Source organism: Serratia sp. K-E0102 (genome assembly GCF_029962625.1).
In the GTDB taxonomy this organism is placed as follows: Bacteria; Pseudomonadota; Gammaproteobacteria; order Enterobacterales; family Enterobacteriaceae; genus Serratia; species Serratia sarumanii.
The window spans coordinates 780,324-795,500 of record NZ_CP124754.1 but is presented as its reverse complement, the minus strand read 5'-3'; the positions used below and the strand labels follow the sequence as shown (position 1 = coordinate 795,500).

Annotated in this window: 17 protein-coding genes; 4 read left to right on the top strand and 13 right to left on the bottom strand. The window is 60.7% G+C overall.

The annotated features are described in order from the left end of the window. Nucleotides 1–37: 37 nt before the first annotated feature. The 7 genes from nlpD to ftsB all read right to left on the bottom strand — a co-directional run bounded on the left by nlpD (nt 38) and on the right by ftsB (nt 5,290). Nucleotides 38–1,036, bottom strand: a complete 999-nt coding sequence (nlpD, locus tag SSARUM2_RS03595) for a murein hydrolase activator NlpD (protein WP_033652940.1) — start codon at nt 1,034–1,036, stop codon at nt 38–40. Nucleotides 1,037–1,361: 325 nt separating this feature from the next. After that, nucleotides 1,362–1,988: a protein-L-isoaspartate(D-aspartate) O-methyltransferase gene (locus SSARUM2_RS03590; protein ID WP_033637164.1), complete on the bottom strand. Its 627-nt coding sequence runs from the start codon at nt 1,986–1,988 to the stop codon at nt 1,362–1,364. After that, nucleotides 1,982–2,743 carry a 5'/3'-nucleotidase SurE gene (surE, locus tag SSARUM2_RS03585; protein ID WP_033637163.1) on the bottom strand — a complete coding sequence of 254 codons (762 nt, stop codon included), beginning with the start codon at nt 2,741–2,743 and terminating at the stop codon, nt 1,982–1,984. The genes SSARUM2_RS03590 and surE overlap by 7 nt, the downstream gene beginning before the upstream one ends. Further along, nucleotides 2,724–3,770, bottom strand: a complete 1,047-nt coding sequence (truD, locus tag SSARUM2_RS03580) for a tRNA pseudouridine(13) synthase TruD (protein ID WP_060426881.1) — start codon at nt 3,768–3,770, stop codon at nt 2,724–2,726. Before truD ends, surE begins: the two co-directional genes overlap by 20 nt. A 4-nt stretch (nt 3,771–3,774) precedes the next feature. Further along, complete coding sequence (ispF, locus tag SSARUM2_RS03575) at nt 3,775–4,248, bottom strand: 2-C-methyl-D-erythritol 2,4-cyclodiphosphate synthase (protein ID WP_004932594.1); 474 nt, start codon at nt 4,246–4,248, stop codon at nt 3,775–3,777. Between the two features lie 10 nt (nt 4,249–4,258). Next, a complete protein-coding gene (gene ispD, locus SSARUM2_RS03570) occupies nt 4,259–4,966 on the bottom strand; it encodes a 2-C-methyl-D-erythritol 4-phosphate cytidylyltransferase (RefSeq protein ID WP_033649254.1) in 708 nt (235 codons plus the stop codon). Nucleotides 4,967–4,969: 3 nt separating this feature from the next. Beyond that, nucleotides 4,970–5,290, bottom strand: a complete 321-nt coding sequence (gene ftsB, locus SSARUM2_RS03565; RefSeq protein WP_016929043.1) for a cell division protein FtsB — start codon at nt 5,288–5,290, stop codon at nt 4,970–4,972. A 403-nt stretch (nt 5,291–5,693) separates the two neighbouring features. Here ftsB and SSARUM2_RS03560 point away from each other — a divergent pair, with 403 nt between their 5' ends. The 3 genes from SSARUM2_RS03560 (at nt 5,694) to SSARUM2_RS03550 (ending at nt 8,118) form a co-directional block, all read left to right on the top strand. After that, a complete protein-coding gene (locus SSARUM2_RS03560; RefSeq protein WP_060422407.1) occupies nt 5,694–6,464 on the top strand; it encodes a basic amino acid ABC transporter substrate-binding protein in 771 nt (256 codons plus the stop codon). A 180-nt stretch (nt 6,465–6,644) separates the two neighbouring features. Continuing rightward, the gene (locus SSARUM2_RS03555; protein WP_120150918.1) at nt 6,645–7,412 is read left to right on the top strand and encodes an amino acid ABC transporter permease; all 768 of its coding nucleotides are present in this window, start codon (nt 6,645–6,647) and stop codon (nt 7,410–7,412) included. After that, nucleotides 7,396–8,118 carry an amino acid ABC transporter ATP-binding protein gene (locus SSARUM2_RS03550; protein WP_049234102.1) on the top strand — a complete coding sequence of 241 codons (723 nt, stop codon included), beginning with the start codon at nt 7,396–7,398 and terminating at the stop codon, nt 8,116–8,118. Before SSARUM2_RS03555 ends, SSARUM2_RS03550 begins: the two co-directional genes overlap by 17 nt. A gap of 52 nt (nt 8,119–8,170) precedes the next feature. Here the strand turns inward: SSARUM2_RS03550 and SSARUM2_RS03545 are convergent, their stop codons facing one another. The 5 genes from SSARUM2_RS03545 to cysG all read right to left on the bottom strand — a co-directional run bounded on the left by SSARUM2_RS03545 (nt 8,171) and on the right by cysG (nt 13,010). Further along, the gene (locus SSARUM2_RS03545) at nt 8,171–8,497 is read right to left on the bottom strand and encodes a DUF3561 family protein (protein ID WP_004932611.1); all 327 of its coding nucleotides are present in this window, start codon (nt 8,495–8,497) and stop codon (nt 8,171–8,173) included. Between the two features lie 84 nt (nt 8,498–8,581). Further along, the gene (gene cysC, locus SSARUM2_RS03540) at nt 8,582–9,271 is read right to left on the bottom strand and encodes an adenylyl-sulfate kinase (protein ID WP_077791443.1); all 690 of its coding nucleotides are present in this window, start codon (nt 9,269–9,271) and stop codon (nt 8,582–8,584) included. Next, nucleotides 9,210–10,637: a sulfate adenylyltransferase subunit CysN gene (gene cysN, locus SSARUM2_RS03535; protein ID WP_049196054.1), complete on the bottom strand. Its 1,428-nt coding sequence runs from the start codon at nt 10,635–10,637 to the stop codon at nt 9,210–9,212. The genes cysC and cysN overlap by 62 nt, the downstream gene beginning before the upstream one ends. 11 nt (nt 10,638–10,648) lie before the next feature. Next, nucleotides 10,649–11,557 (bottom strand): sulfate adenylyltransferase subunit CysD, encoded by a 909-nt coding sequence (gene cysD / locus SSARUM2_RS03530; protein ID WP_004932620.1) that lies wholly within the window; start codon nt 11,555–11,557, stop codon nt 10,649–10,651. A 22-nt stretch (nt 11,558–11,579) separates the two neighbouring features. Further along, complete coding sequence (cysG, locus tag SSARUM2_RS03525; protein ID WP_060439083.1) at nt 11,580–13,010, bottom strand: siroheme synthase CysG; 1,431 nt, start codon at nt 13,008–13,010, stop codon at nt 11,580–11,582. A 261-nt stretch (nt 13,011–13,271) separates the two neighbouring features. Between cysG and SSARUM2_RS03520 the strand changes: the two genes are divergently transcribed. Then, nucleotides 13,272–14,342 carry an aminopeptidase gene (locus SSARUM2_RS03520; RefSeq protein WP_060419678.1) on the top strand — a complete coding sequence of 357 codons (1,071 nt, stop codon included), beginning with the start codon at nt 13,272–13,274 and terminating at the stop codon, nt 14,340–14,342. A gap of 55 nt (nt 14,343–14,397) precedes the next feature. Here SSARUM2_RS03520 and SSARUM2_RS03515 read toward each other — a convergent pair whose 3' ends face one another. Continuing rightward, nucleotides 14,398–15,132, bottom strand: a complete 735-nt coding sequence (locus SSARUM2_RS03515; protein WP_016929052.1) for a phosphoadenylyl-sulfate reductase — start codon at nt 15,130–15,132, stop codon at nt 14,398–14,400. Nucleotides 15,133–15,177: the final 45 nt, after the last annotated feature.

The following is a 15,177-nucleotide window of genomic DNA, read 5'->3' as shown; positions in this document are numbered from 1 at the left end:
GATACCGCGAGCAGAATCTCAGCGTATTCTGCCCAATCTATCGCTGCGGAAGATAACGCAGCGGGTTTACGGATTTCCCCTTGTAACGAATTTCAAAATGCAAACGTACTGAACTGGTACCGGTGCTACCCATGGTGGCTATTTTTTGACCCGCCTTCACTTCTTGTTGTTCCCGGACCAGCATTGTGTCGTTATGAGCGTAGGCGCTCAGGTAATCATCATTATGTTTGATGATGATTAGATTACCGTAACCCCGTAAAGCGTTGCCTGCATACACTACGCGGCCATCGGCGGTAGCGAAGATCGGCTGCCCACGGGAACCGGCGATATCGACACCCTTATTCCCACCTTCTGATGAGGAAAAGTTATCAATAACCTTACCGTCAGTCGGCCATCTCCAGGTACTGACCGGAGCGCTGTTGCTGACGGTGCTGCTCACTGGTGGAGCGGCTTCCGGCGCGGTAACAGGCGCAGCCGCGGTCCCAACCGCTGCAGCCCCTGCTGCAGGTAACATCTTACCTACATTCTGTTTACCCGAGTTTTCAGAATACGCGTTAGTTGATTGAGAATCAACCGTTGCCGTCTGGATCTGGGAGGTGGAAGGTGGCTTCGGAACGCCGCCTTGGGTCGCGTCCGTCGTCGCCAACATACCGCCGCCGCCGTTGGCGGAACCATTACCAAGCTGAATGGTTTGGCCAACATTCAGGCTGTATGGCTCGGGAATATTGTTGCGCTGCGCCAGGTCGCGGAAATCGTTGCCGGTGATCCAGGCAATATAAAACAGCGTGTCGCCGCGCTTGACCGTATAAGTTTCGCCGCCGCTGTAACTCCCTTTAGGAATGGCGTTATAACTGCGGTTATAGACAATGCGGCCCTCTGGACTGGCCTGCTGCGCCCCGCCATTATTATTGCCGGATGGAACGGCGCCGCCGCCACCCACGCTGCTGATAGGGGCCGACGTTGAGGCATTGTTCGTACAACCCGCCAACCACAAACTTACCATCGTACACACCGCAACCCGGCGTAACGTAATCATTGGGCTTCCCGTGCTCATGCTTCCCCCATGACAGCAATATCAGTGATATATCCAAAATACCCTTTACATCGTAGCCGAGCTTTTGCCACTTCCCAGTTTCTGCGATGTAAAGGCGCCGCCGGCCGATCCCTGAATGCCAGGTCATCTCGCGCCGGAGCATCAAAACGCGCGCCAATGCTAACCAGATTGGCGTTGCCGCACCATAAGACAACTACGTAGAAAGGCCAATTCTAGTGAAAATTAACCTGATTGGAACGAGAAAACCTTATCCGGGCATGATGAAAGTGCAACAGATTTTGCCGACGGTCGAAAAATCAGACGATCGCTAGGCCAATTCGCCTTTCACCAGCGGCACAAAGCGCACCGCTTCTACCGCATCGACAACGAACTCGTTGCCATGACGCTGAATGCGTTTGAGAGTTTGGGCCTGCTCCCCCACCGGCAACACCAGAATACCGCCATCGTCCAACTGCTCCACCAGCGCCTGCGGGATCTCCGGCGGCGCGGCAGTGACGATGATCGCATCGAACGGGCCGCGCGACGCCCAGCCCTGCCAGCCATCGCCGTGGCGGGTGGAAACATTGTGGAGATCGAGCTGCTTCAGGCGGCGCTTGGCCTGCCACTGCAACCCCTTGATGCGTTCGACGGAACAAACGTGTTGCACCAGATGCGCCAGGATGGCGGTCTGATAGCCGGAACCGGTGCCGATCTCCAGCACCCGCGAGGTGGGCGTCAGATTCAGCAGTTCGGTCATCCGCGCCACCATATAAGGCTGGGAAATGGTCTGGCCGGAGCCGATCGGCAATGCGGTGTTTTCGTAGGCCTTATGATCCAGCGCTTCGTCGACAAAACGCTCGCGCGGCACCGCCTCGATCGCCCGCAGCAGCTTTTCGTCCCGGATCCCCTGCTGCCGCAGCTGCGTCAGCAATGTTTGCATGCGCTTGTTCACCATTCCCCGCTAACCTCTGCTTTGGTTAACCATGTTTTCACGACTTCTTGCGCCGCGTAGGCGGTTAAATCCACCTGCAGCGGCGTTATCGCCACATAGCCTTGTTCCACCGCCGCAAAGTCGGTATCCGGCCCGGCATCAAATTTATCACCAGGCGGCCCGATCCAGTAGATATTTTGTCCGCGCGGATCCTGCTGGCAGAAGACCTTGTCGGCTGGATGGCGGCTGCCGCAGCGGGTCACGCGCAGGCCTTTAATCTCCGCCAGCGGCAGATCCGGTACGTTGATATTCAGGATTTTTCCGGTTCGCAACGGTTCGCGCTGCAGCGCGCGCAGGATGCGGCAGGTAATGACGGCGGCGGTCGCGTAGTGCCGGTGGCCGTTCAGCGACACCGCCAACGCCGGCAGCCCCAGGTGCCGGCCCTCCATCGCCGCCGCGACGGTGCCGGAATAGATGACGTCGTCGCCTAAATTCGGCCCGGCGTTGATGCCGGAGACCACGATATCGGGCGCCGGGCGCATCAAGGCGTTGACGCCAAGGTAAACGCAGTCGGTCGGCGTCCCCTGCAGCACTGCAATATCCCCGTTGGCCAGCGTCTGCGTGCGCAGCGGCGACTCCAGCGTTAAAGCATTGGAAGAGCCGCTGCGGTTACGATCCGGCGCCACAACCTGCACTTCGGCGAATTCCCGCAGCGCCGCCGCCAGCACCTGAATGCCCGGAGCGCTGACGCCGTCATCGTTACTCAGCAATATCCGCATCGCTGTCATCCTGCTGCATGATCTCGCGAACCACGCTGGTGGCGAAGCTGCCTGCCGGCAGCCAGAAGCGCAGTTCCACGGTAACGTCATCCCACCAGCTCCACCGCATATTTTGCGGCTGCAGCAGCAGGGCCCGACGAGCGGGGTCGACACGCTCGCGCTTTAAAAGCGTAAGCAATTCCGGCTGCTCCGCCAAGCATTGTTGTTCAAATGCCAACGCGCTGCCGGCGGTGCCCGGCTCGCCGTCGCCCGGCAACGTCGCGGTGACAACCAGCTCACCGGCATCCAAGCGCTGTTGCAACGTCTCCAGCTCATCGGCTTTGGCGACAAACCAGCTGCCGCGGCCGCTCAGCTGCAGGGCGTCACCTTCCAGCACGGTGCGCTGCAGGCCGTCCGCCAGGCGCCTGCTCGCGACCTGATTAAACAGCGCGCTACGGCTGGCAGAGAGGTAAAAACTGCGCTTGCTGCGCTCTTTGACGCGAATTTCATCATTCGCCCAGCGGCGCGCCATCACCAGGTTGTTGCCGCCACGGCCGAAACGCTGGCTGCCGAAGTAGTTCGGCACGCCCTGCGCGGCGATGGCCTGCAGGCGGTGTTCCACATCCTGCCGATCGGAAATATGGCGCAGCACCAGCGTAAAGTGGTTGCCCTTCAGGTTGCCGATGCGCATTTTACGCAGGTGGCGGGCATACGAGAGCACCTCGCAGCCTTCCAGCGCAAACCGGGAGAAATCCGGCGTGTCCTTGCCCGGCATATGCAGGCAGAACCACTGTTCGGTCACCGCGTGGCGATCCTTCAAGCCGGCATAGCTGACGGAACGGGCGTGAATACCGGCGAAGCGCGCCAGATAGTCGGCCACGAACTGGGTATTGCAGCCGTTTTTGCGGATGTTCACCAGCACGTGCTCGCCTTCACCGTCCGGTGCAAAGCCCAGATCTTCCACCACCACGAAATCTTCCGGATTGGCTTTCAACACCCCGGTGCTCTGCGGCCGGCCATGCAGCCAGGTCAGATTCGCCATATCCATGCGGTTATTCCTTGATCAGCAAGGCAACCGCTTCGCAGGCGATGCCCTCACCGCGCCCGGTGAAGCCGAGCTGCTCGGTGGTAGTGGCCTTCACGTTGACGTCATCCATATGGCACTGCAGATCTTCCGCCAGGAAAACGCGCATCTGCGGGATGTGCGGCGCCATTTTCGGCGCCTGGGCGATAATGGTGATATCGAGGTTACCGAGGCGATACCCTTTGGCGCGAATGCGTTTCCAGGCTTCGCGCAGCAGTTCGCGGCTGTCGGCGCCTTTGAACGCCGGATCGGTATCGGGGAACAGCTTGCCGATATCGCCCAGCGCCGCCGCGCCCAGCAGGGCATCGGTCGCGGCGTGCAGCGCGACGTCACCGTCGGAGTGGGCCAGCAAACCTTTGTCGTAAGGGATGCGAACACCGCCGATCACCAACGGGCCTTCGCCGCCGAATTTATGTACGTCAAAACCGTGACCGATACGCATGATGCGCTCCTTAATTGTCCAACTGAGTCAAATAGAACGCCGCCAGCGCCAAATCCTCCGGCCGCGTTACTTTAATGTTGTCCGCCCGGCCGGCGATCAGCAGCGGATGGTAACCGCAATGCTCCAGCGCCGAGGCTTCGTCGGTGACGTTTGCGCCTTCATCCAGCGCGCGCTGCAGGCACTGCTTGAGCAACGGCAGCGGAAACAGCTGCGGCGTCAGCGCGTGCCACAGATCCTGCCGATCGACGGTATGGGCGATGGTTTCGCGGCCGGGTTCGGCGCGTTTCATGGTGTCGCGCACCGGCGCGGCGAGAATACCGCCGACCTTACTGTGTGCGGTAATCGCCAGCAGGCGCTCGAGATCGTCGGCGTGCAGGCAGGGGCGCGCGGCGTCGTGCACCAGCACCCAGTCCGCATCGCCCGCCAGATTCAGCCCGGCCATCACCGAATCCGCGCGCTGCTTGCCGCCCTCGGTGACGATCACCCGCGGATCCTGGGCGATCGGCAACTGTTCGAACTGGCGATCTTCGGGGCCGATCGCCACGATCACCCGCTCGATGCGCGGGTGGCGCAACAGGGCATGGATGGCGTGTTCGACGATGCTATGCCGGCCGATGGTTAAATATTGCTTCGGGCATTCCGCCTGCATGCGGCTGCCGATACCGGCAGCGGGCAGGACGGCAATCACCGAGGGAAAGGTGCCTGCGGAGTGATTCATGCGTTATTTTTGTGCGTTGTTTTGCGAGGAAGACGCCGCGTTGCGTCTGGATTGGTCAGGAACCAGACGATAGAAAGTCTCACCGGGCTTGATCATGCCCAGCTCATTACGCGCACGCTCTTCGATCGCTTCCTGTCCGCCGTTCAAATCGTCGATTTCGGCAAACAGCTGATCGTTACGCGCTTTCAACTTGGCGTTGTTGCCCTGCTGGACCGCAACGTCTTCATTGACCCGCACGTAATCGTGAATACCATTTTTGCCCAGCCACAGTGAATACTGTAACCAACCGAGCAATGCCAGCAATAGCAGCGTAAGTTTTCCCATCTCCGCCCCCTGAAAAACCGACCAATCATCCCACAACTTCTCGTTGGACTCCACACTGAGAGCGGCATTTCAACGCCAAATTCAGAATACGGATGAAGGGTTCCCGAGTTTATAACCCAAATCCGCGGCGAAAGCGGCAAAAAAAGCCCCTTTTACCCGACGCGCGCGGCGCGTTTTCCGATGAGAGACACACTGCCCTTCCTCCATTATGCAGCAAGAATCACTGCACCGCCGCTTACCGGCCCATCGCTTACGCCACAGCAATGCAAAAAATGAATATTTACCACCATAGAAAGAATAATCCTCATGCAGTGGTTGCACTTTCATTCATTGAAGCTTATTTTTATGCACTACTAGTGCATAAATAATTCCAATGTATAACCTTTCATTATCGGGGATCGCGATGTTAAAACGTTTAGTTCTGATCGGCGCCTGCCTGGCCGCCACCTTCTCCACCGCCGCGTTGGCGGCTGAACCTACCTACGTCGTCGGCTCCGGCGGCACCTATCGGCCGTTCGAATTTGAAAACAGCCAAAAACAGCTGGAAGGGTTCGACATCGACATCATCAAAGCGGTGGCCAAGGCCGAAGGCTTCCAAATCAAACTGATCAATACGCCGTGGGAAGGGATCTTCGCCACGTTGAATTCCGGCGATCGCGACATCATCATTTCCGGCATCACCATCACCGACAAGCGCAAACAAATGGTTGATTTCTCGGCGCCTTACTTCCCGGCCGAACAGGCCATCGTCGTGCCGCAGGACTCGACGGTCGATTCCATCGCCGCGCTGAAAGCGCTGAAGGTCGGCGTGGTGAACTCCAGCACCGGCGACATCGTGGTGTCCGATGTGCTGGGCAAAAACAGCACCGCCATCAAGCGCTTCGATAATACCCCGCTGATGCTGCAGGAGCTGTATGAAGACGGCATCGGCGCGGCGGTCGGCGACGTTGGCGTGGCCAAGTTCTATATCAAAACCCACCCTGAGAAGGCCTTCAAGCTGGTGTCCGATGCCAAGTTCGAGCGCCAGTATTTCGGCATCGCCGTCGCCAAAGGCAACGACGAACTGCGTAACAAGATTAACGCCGGCCTGAAGAAGATCGTCGCCGACGGCACCTACGCCAAGATCTACCAAACCTGGTTCGACAGCAACGTACCGACGCTGCCGGAGGAATAATCAACTGGCGCGCCTCAGCGCAGTCGGCCAGTAAATAAACAGGCGTAGCGAGCTAAGTCAGATTGGGTGCGGCCAGCGCACAGCCACCGGAGTGGACACGCAATCCATGAGGATGGCGAGCACTGCCCAATCCCAAGATGACAACGCGCAGTAGCCTTAACACGCTTAAATAAGGATCTGATCTTGAACTTCCGCTGGGAGATTATCCAGGAATACGCGCCGCTGTTTATGGAAGGCGCCTGGATGACCATCAAATGCACCATTGTCTGCGTGCTGCTGGGCACCACCTGGGGATTGATCCTCGGGCTGGGTCGTTTGGCGCAGGCGCCGCACGGCATCTGGAAACCCATACTGCATTACGGCGTTCAGTGGCCGGTGCGCATCTACATCAGCGCCTTTCGCGGCACGCCGCTGTTCGTGCAGATCATGGTGGTGCACTTCGCGCTGGTACCGCTGTTCATCAACCCCCGCGACGGCCTGCTGGTCACCAGCGGCCTGATGAGCGTCGATTTCGCCCGCGCGCTGCGCGCCGACTACGGCGCCTTTCTCTCCTGCGTGGTGGCGATCACGCTCAACGCCGGCGCCTATGTGTCGGAAATCTTCCGCGCCGGGATCCAGTCTATCGACCGCGGCCAAATGGAAGCTTCGCGTTCGCTGGGCATGAGCTACGGCAAGACCATGCGCCAGGTGATCCTGCCGCAGGCCTTCCGCCGCATGCTGCCGCCGCTGGGCAACAACGCCATCGCCATCGTCAAGGATTCGTCGCTGGCCTCCGCCATCGGCCTGGCGGATCTGGCCTATGCCGCCCGCACCGTCTCCGGCGCCTACGCCACCTACTGGGAGCCCTACCTGACCATTTCGCTGGTCTATTGGGTCATCACCTTCCTGCTCTCGCTGCTGGTGCAACACATGGAAAAGAGGTTCGGTAAAAGTGATTCGCGTACATAACCTGCAAAAACAGTTCGGCGAGAGCCACGTGCTGCGCGGCATTTCCTGCCGGATCGCCACCAACGAAGTGGTGTGCGTCATCGGCCCTTCCGGCTCCGGGAAGAGCACCTTCCTGCGCTGCATCAACGCGCTGGAAACGCTCTCCGGCGGCGAGATCGAGGTCAACGGCTTCGCCATCCACGATCAGAAAACCGACCTGAACAAGATGCGTGAAAGCGTGGGCATGGTGTTCCAGCGCTTCAACCTGTTCCCGCACATGACGGTGTTGGAAAACATCATCATGGCGCCGGTGAGCGTGAAGAAACGGCCGCGCGCCGAAGCCATCGCGCAAGCCGAACAGCTGCTGCGCAAGGTCGGCCTGCTCGACAAGATCGACGCCTACCCCAACAGCCTGTCCGGCGGCCAGCAGCAGCGGGTGGCCATCGCCCGCGCGCTGGCGATGGAGCCGAAGATCATGCTGTTCGACGAACCCACCTCCGCGCTCGATCCGGAGCTGGTGGGCGAAGTGTTGGCGGTGATGAAATCGCTGGCCCACGAGGGCATGACCATGGTGGTGGTCACGCATGAGATGGGCTTTGCCCGCGAGGTGGCCGATCGGGTGCTGTTTATCGATCAGGGGATCATTCAGGAGGAAGGTGCGCCGCAGCAGATCTTCAGCCATCCGGCCAATCCGCGCACACAGGCGTTTCTGAGCAAAGTTTTGTAACCTTCGGCACCGCTTTGCAATCCTTCGGGCGCCGGCATCGGCGCCCGCTCTCTCACCACCCGGTCAAGAAGCTAAACACCAGCCAGAACAGACACAGCACGATGGCGCCGGTCAGCAGCAGCGTCAGGATCAGACGGCCGCGCAACAGCATGCTGAGGGTGATGCCGATCAGCACCGACAGCGGCATCAGCGCCAGGAAGAACGGCCAGGTATAAAGCAGGAAAAACAGCGTGTTGGAACCGTAAACCAGAAACGGCAACGCGAACGCCAGCCAGTAGAAAACAAAGCCGCTGACGCCGCCCAGGAAAGAATAAGAAGGCTCCTCTCTCTCCTGTTTTGACTGCTTGGAGTCGATCAAGATAGGCGTGACATTTTGCATAGTGATCCCTGGTTATTCGGCTCGCTCTGCGGCGGCTTAGAGTAAAAAGCGCATGGCGAAAAACGCCACACGCTTTTTTTGAATTCAGGGTTTGATAATAGCCTGACCACGCAACACGTCTAACAATTGCGCAATCAAATTTGTTACCAATTGTTGGCCATCGAGGTGGATTTCCGGCTGCTGCGGCGCCTCGTAAACCGCGTCGATGCCGGTGAAATTGCGCAGCTCGCCGGCGCGCGCTTTTTTATACAATCCCTTCGGATCGCGCGCCTCGCAGATCGCCAACGGCGTGTCGACGAACACTTCGATAAAGCGATCGTCGCCGAGCATCTCGCGCACCATCTGCCGCTCGGCGCGGTGCGGCGAAATGAACGCGGTCAGCACCACCAGCCCGGCATCCACCATCAGTTTGGCCACTTCCCCCACTCGGCGAATGTTCTCGCGCCGATCTTCGTCCGAGAAGCCGAGATCGCGGCACAGGCCGTGGCGCACGTTATCGCCGTCCAGCAGATAGGTGCTGACGCCGAGCCCGTGCAGCGCCTGCTCCAGCGCGCCAGCGACGGTGGATTTGCCCGAGCCGGACAGCCCGGTAAACCACAGCACCGCGCCGCGGTGGCCGTTGCGCGCTTCGCGATCCGCGCGCGTCACCGCGTGCGGATGCCAAACCACGTTCTCATCGTCCGGCCCGGTCGCCCTCAGTTCAGCGGCCACCTTATCGGCCACCGAGCAGATCGCGTGCGCCCCAGTGCGGGAAGTGCTTGCGCACCAGCGCATTCAACTCCAGCTCGAAAGCGCTGAACTCGCCGCGTGCCGCCGATGCGGCCTGCAGCGTTTCGCGTACCAGACCGGCGCCCACCGTGACGTTGCTCATGCGATCGATAAAGATCAGCCCGCCGGTGTCGTGATTGCTCTGATAGCTGTCCAGCATCAACGGCTCGTCGAAGGTCAGCTCCACCAACCCGATACCGTTGAGCGGCAACGTGTCGGCCGAGTGTTGCGCCAGCGTATTGATCTCCACCTGATGGCGGATGCTCTCCACGCGGGCGCGGGTCTTTTTACCGGCGATCTTGATGTCGTAGCTCTGGCCCGGCACCAGCGGCTGCTCAGCCATCCATACCACGTCCACCAGCGCGCTCTGCGCCGCCTGCAGGCTTTCACCGGCGTCGACCAGCAGATCGCCGCGGCTGATGTCCACCTCATCCTTCAGCACCAGCGTAATCGCTTCGCCCGGCACCGCTTCTTGCAGATCGCCGTCGAAGGTCACGATGCGCGCCACGCTGGACTCCACGCCGGAAGGCAGCACCTTGACCCGTTGCCCTACCCGCACCACGCCGGCGGACAGCGTCCCGGCATAGCCGCGAAAATCGAGGTTCGGGCGGTTGACGTACTGCACCGGGAAGCGCAGCGGCTGGTTTTCTCGCTCGCTGACCACATCAACGCTCTCCAGCACTTCCAGCAGCGTCGGGCCGCTGTACCACGGCATATGGGCGCTTTCGCTCGCCACGTTGTCGCCGTCCAGCGCCGACAGCGGCACGAATTTGATGTCCAGATCGCCTGGCAGCTGCTGGGCGAAGGTCAGGTAATCCTGTTTGAACTGCTCGAACACCGCTTCCTGGTAGTCCACCAGATCCATCTTGTTCACCGCCACCACTAGGTGGCGAATGCCCAGCAGGGTCGCGATAAAGCTGTGGCGGCGAGTCTGGTCCAATACCCCTTTGCGCGCGTCGATCAACAGGATCGCCAGATCGCAGGTGGAGGCACCGGTGGCCATGTTGCGGGTGTACTGCTCATGCCCCGGGGTATCGGCGATGATAAATTTGCGTTTTTCGGTCGAGAAATAGCGATAGGCCACGTCGATGGTGATGCCCTGCTCGCGCTCGGCCTGCAGGCCGTCCACCAGCAGCGCCAGATCGAGCTTCTCGCCCTGGGTGCCGATGCGTTTGCTGTCGCTGTGCAGCGTCGACAGCTGATCCTCGTAGATCTGGCGGGTATCGTGCAGCAGGCGGCCAATCAGGGTGCTTTTGCCGTCATCGACGCTGCCGCAGGTCAGAAAGCGCAGCAGGCTCTTGTGCTGCTGCGCGTGCAGATAGGATTCGACGCCGCCCTGGTCGGCGATTTGTTGTGCGATTGCGTTGTTCATCCGGCGGCTCCTTAGAAATACCCTTGACGCTTTTTCAGCTCCATCGAACCGGACTGATCGCGATCGATCATCCGCCCCTGGCGTTCACTGGTGGTGGAGACCAGCATCTCTTCGATGATCTCCGGCAGGGTTTGCGCCTGCGAGTCCACCGCGCCGGTCAGCGGCCAGCACCCCAGAGTGCGGAAACGCACCATGCGCTGGCTGATCACTTCACCCGGCTGCAGATCGATGCGATCGTCGTCCACCATCATCAGCATGCCGTCGCGCTCCACCACCGGGCGAGGTTTCGCCAGGTACAGCGGCACGATGTCGATCTTTTCCAGGAAGATGTACTGCCAGATATCCAGCTCGGTCCAGTTCGACAGCGGGAAGACGCGGATGCTCTCACCTTTGTTGATCTGGCCGTTGTAGTTGTGCCACAGCTCCGGCCGCTGGTTTTTCGGATCCCAGCGGTGGAAGCGATCGCGGAACGAATAGATGCGCTCTTTGGCGCGCGATTTCTCCTCGTCGCGTCGCGCACCGCCGAAGGCGGCGTCGAAACCATACTTGTTCAACGCCTGCTTCAGGCCCTCGGTCTTCATGATGTCGGTATGCTTGGCACTGCCGTGCACGAACGGGTTGATGCCCATCGCCACCCCTTCCGGGTTTTTATGCACCAGCAGCTCGAAGCCGTACTCCTTCGCGGTGCGATCGCGGAATTCGTACATTTCGCGGAACTTCCAGCCGGTATCGACGTGCAGCAGCGGGAACGGCAACGTGCCGGGGAAGAACGCCTTGCGCGCCAGATGCAGCATCACGGAAGAGTCTTTACCGATGGAATACAGCATCACCGGGTTGGCGAATTCAGCGGCGACTTCACGGATGATATGGATACTCTCCGCCTCCAATTGCCGCAAATGAGTGAGTCGTTTTTCGTCCATAACAGATCCTTAAAAGCCTTGCCTATGCCAAATTCACGACGGCCGGGCGCGCGGCCCCTTCCGTCTGCGATTGATGCCCGAACCAGGCGATTTGATGGTGCAGTTCCACCACTTCGCCAATCACCAGCAGCGCCGGCAGCGGCGCCCGTTGGGCCAGATGTTCCAGTTGATCCAGCGTGCCGATCTGCACCTGCTGATCGGCGCGCGTGCCGCGGCTGATCACCGCCACCGGCGTATCGGCAGCGCGGCCGTGGGCGATCAGGCGTTGGCTGATGTCCGCCGCCTTCATGGTGCCCATATAGATAGCCAGCGTCTGCCGCGCCCGGGCCAGATCGGCCCAGTCCAGGCCATCGCCGTCGGGGCGGCAGTGGCCGGTGATAAAGGTCACGCTCTGCGCGTGGTCGCGGTGCGTCAGCGGAATGCCGGCGTAGGCGGTCGCCCCCGCGGCGGCCGTGACGCCCGGCACCACCTGAAACGGAATGCCGGCGGCGGCGGCCACCTGCAGCTCTTCGCCGCCGCGGCCAAAGATGAACGGATCGCCGCCCTTGAGACGCACCACGCGTTTGCCCTGCTGCGCCAGCTCCACCAGCAGCCGGTTGGTCTCTTCCTGGATCACCGAGTGCGCGCCGGCGCGCTTGCCCACGCAGATGCGTTCGGCGTCGCGGCGCACCAGATCGAGGATCTCGCCGCTGACCAGGTGGTCATACAGCACCACGTCCGCCTGCTGCATCACCTGCAGCCCGCGCAGGGTCAACAGCCCCACGTCGCCCGGCCCGGCGCCCACCAGGGCTATCTCGCCCTGCACGCCTTCATCGCCTGCGGCGAAGCTTTGCAAATCCTGCTCCAGCTGCCGCTCCGCCTGCGCCGTCTGGCCGTTGGCCACCAGCGTGGCGAAACGGCCGCCGAAGGTTTTCTCCCAGAAACGACGACGTTCGCCGATCGAGGCCAGCCGCTGTTTGGCCTGGCCGCGCCAGCGGCCCGCCACCTGCGCCATCTGCCCCAAACTGGCGGGCAGCAACGCCTCCAGCTTTTCGCGCAGCAACCGCGCCAGCACCGGAGCCTGGCCGCTGGACGACACCGCCACCACCAGCGGCGAGCGATCGATGATCGACGGGAAGATGAACGAACAGCGCGGCTGATCGTCCACCACGTTGACCAACACCCGGCGTTTATCCGCCTCGGCGAACACCGCGGCATTCAGCGCGTTGTCGTCCGTGGCGGCGATCGCCAGAAACACGTCGTCCAGCTGTTGCGGGTCAAAGGTTTTCCCCAGCCAGAGCAGTTGCCCTTGCTGACGTTGTTGTTCCAGTTCCGGTGAGAGCGACTGCGCAACTATCCGTATTTCAGCCCCGGCGCGCTGAAGCAGATCGACTTTGCGCGCAGCCACGTCACCGCCGCCAACGACCAGCACCGGACGTTGTTTCAGGTCGGCAAATATTGGTAGATAGTCCACAACAGCCTTTTCATATAACAGAAAGATAGTGTGACTATACGGGCTGAGATTTAGCCTCTGAAATGACGAAAAGGAATGATTAGTTCCTTTATGGAATATAGGCCGCAACGCCAGAGGCAAACGGTGATAACTGCGGCGACGGTTTGCGCATTCGCGCGAAAATTAAGAGACGGGGAAATTGTGTAATGCCGCCAGGCGTCTCATACTGGGTGCCGAAGAAAAATGATCGGCAGCGCCGATAGCAAAGAAGGATTTTTCGGTATGTTTTCCCGTTTTTACCTGAAGACCAGCCTGCTGGCCCTCGCACTCGGCGGCGTCTTCAGCGTTTGTGCCGCACAGCCCGCAAAAGACGCGCCAATGGGCCGTTTCGCCGCCGAACAGACCCGCCACATCGCCACTTACTTCCCCGGCCGCATGGCGGGCAGCCCGGCCGAATTGCTCACCGCCGACTACCTGAAGCAGCAGTTCAGCAAGATGGGTTATCAAAGCGATATTCGCAGCGTCAACACGCGCTATCTCTACACCAGCAAAGACGGCAAGAAGAATTGGAACAACGTCACCGCCAGCTCGGTGATCGCCGCCCGCAACGGCGACAGCCCGAAACAAATAGTGATTGTCGCCCACTTCGACACCTACACGCCGCAGAGCGACGAAGACCTGGATAACAACCTCGGCGGCCTGACGCTGCAGGGCGTCGACGACAACGCCTCCGGCATCGGCGTGATGCTGGAACTGGCGGAGCGCCTGAAAAGCATCCCCACCGCCTACGGCCTGCGCTTTGTCGCCACCAGCGCCGAAGAGATCGGCTCGCTGGGCGCACAAAACTACCTGCAACGCATGAGCGCGGAAGAGAAAAGCAACACCGTGCTGGTGATCAACCTCGACAGCCTGATCACCGGCGATCGTCTGTACTTCAACGCCGGGCGCAACACGCCGCCGCAAATGGCGAAACGCTCCCGCGATCGCGCGCTGGATATCGCCCATCGCTACGGCATCGCCGCCGCCAGCAATCCGGGCAGCGCCCAGCATCCGAAGGGCACCGGCTGCTGCTCCGATCAAGAGGTGTTCGACGCCGCAGGCATCCCGGTGCTGTCGGTGGAGGCCACCAACTGGTCGCTGGGCGACAAGGACGGCTACCAGCAGCGCGCCGTCAGCCCGCACTTCCCGCAGGGCATCACCTGGCACCGCCCGCAGTATGACAACCTGCAGTATCTGGATCGCTACCTGCCGGGGCGGATCGACAAACGCAGCCGCGACAGCGTGCAGATCCTGCTGCCGCTGATCAAAGAGCTGGCGCAGGCTCACCCGCCGAAAGCACAGAAGAAAAAGTAGTCCGCAAAAAAACAGGGCCCAGCACTGCTGAGCCCCGTCATGTTGATCGCGCCGTTTAGCCTTCGTGCAGGCCGCACTCGCGCTTCAGGCCGAAGAAACGCGTCTCTTCCTCGCTCATGCCCGGCTCCCACTTCTGGGTGGTGTGGGTATCGCCTACCGACAGGTAGCCCTGCTCCCACAGCGGGTGATAGCTCAGCCCATGTTCGGTCAGGTACTGGTAAATCTTGCGGTTGTCCCAGTCGATGATCGGCAGGATCTTGAACACCCCGCGCTGCACCGCCAGCACCGGCAGATTGGCGCGGCTGCCGGACTGCTCGCGCCGCAGGCCGGCGAACCAGCTCTGCGCCCCCAGCGTCTCCAGCGCGCGATTCATCGGCTCGACCTTGTTGATCTGGTTGTACTTCTCAATCCCTTCCACGCCCTGCTCCCACAGTTTGCCGTAGCGCGCCTCTTGCCAGGCGGGAGACTGTTCGGCGCGGAACACCTGCAGATTCAGCTTCAGCTGGTCGGTCAGTTGATCGATAAAGCGGTAGGTTTCCGGGAACAGGTAACCGGTGTCGGTCAGGATCACCGGGATATCCGGCCGGATGCGCGTCACCAGGTGCAGGCATACCGCCGCCTGAATGCCGAAACTGGACGAGAGTACGAACTCGCCGGGCAGATGCTCCAGCGCCCATGCAACGCGCTGTTCGGCGCTGAGGGTCTCCAGTTGGCCGTTGACCACCGCCAATGCCAGCGCCTGCCCGGATTTGGGCAACGCGTTCAGCGCCGCCAGATCGAATTCAGCCATGTTGTCTCTCCTGCTACTTGAAATTACCTGTGCGGCCCCTCTGCC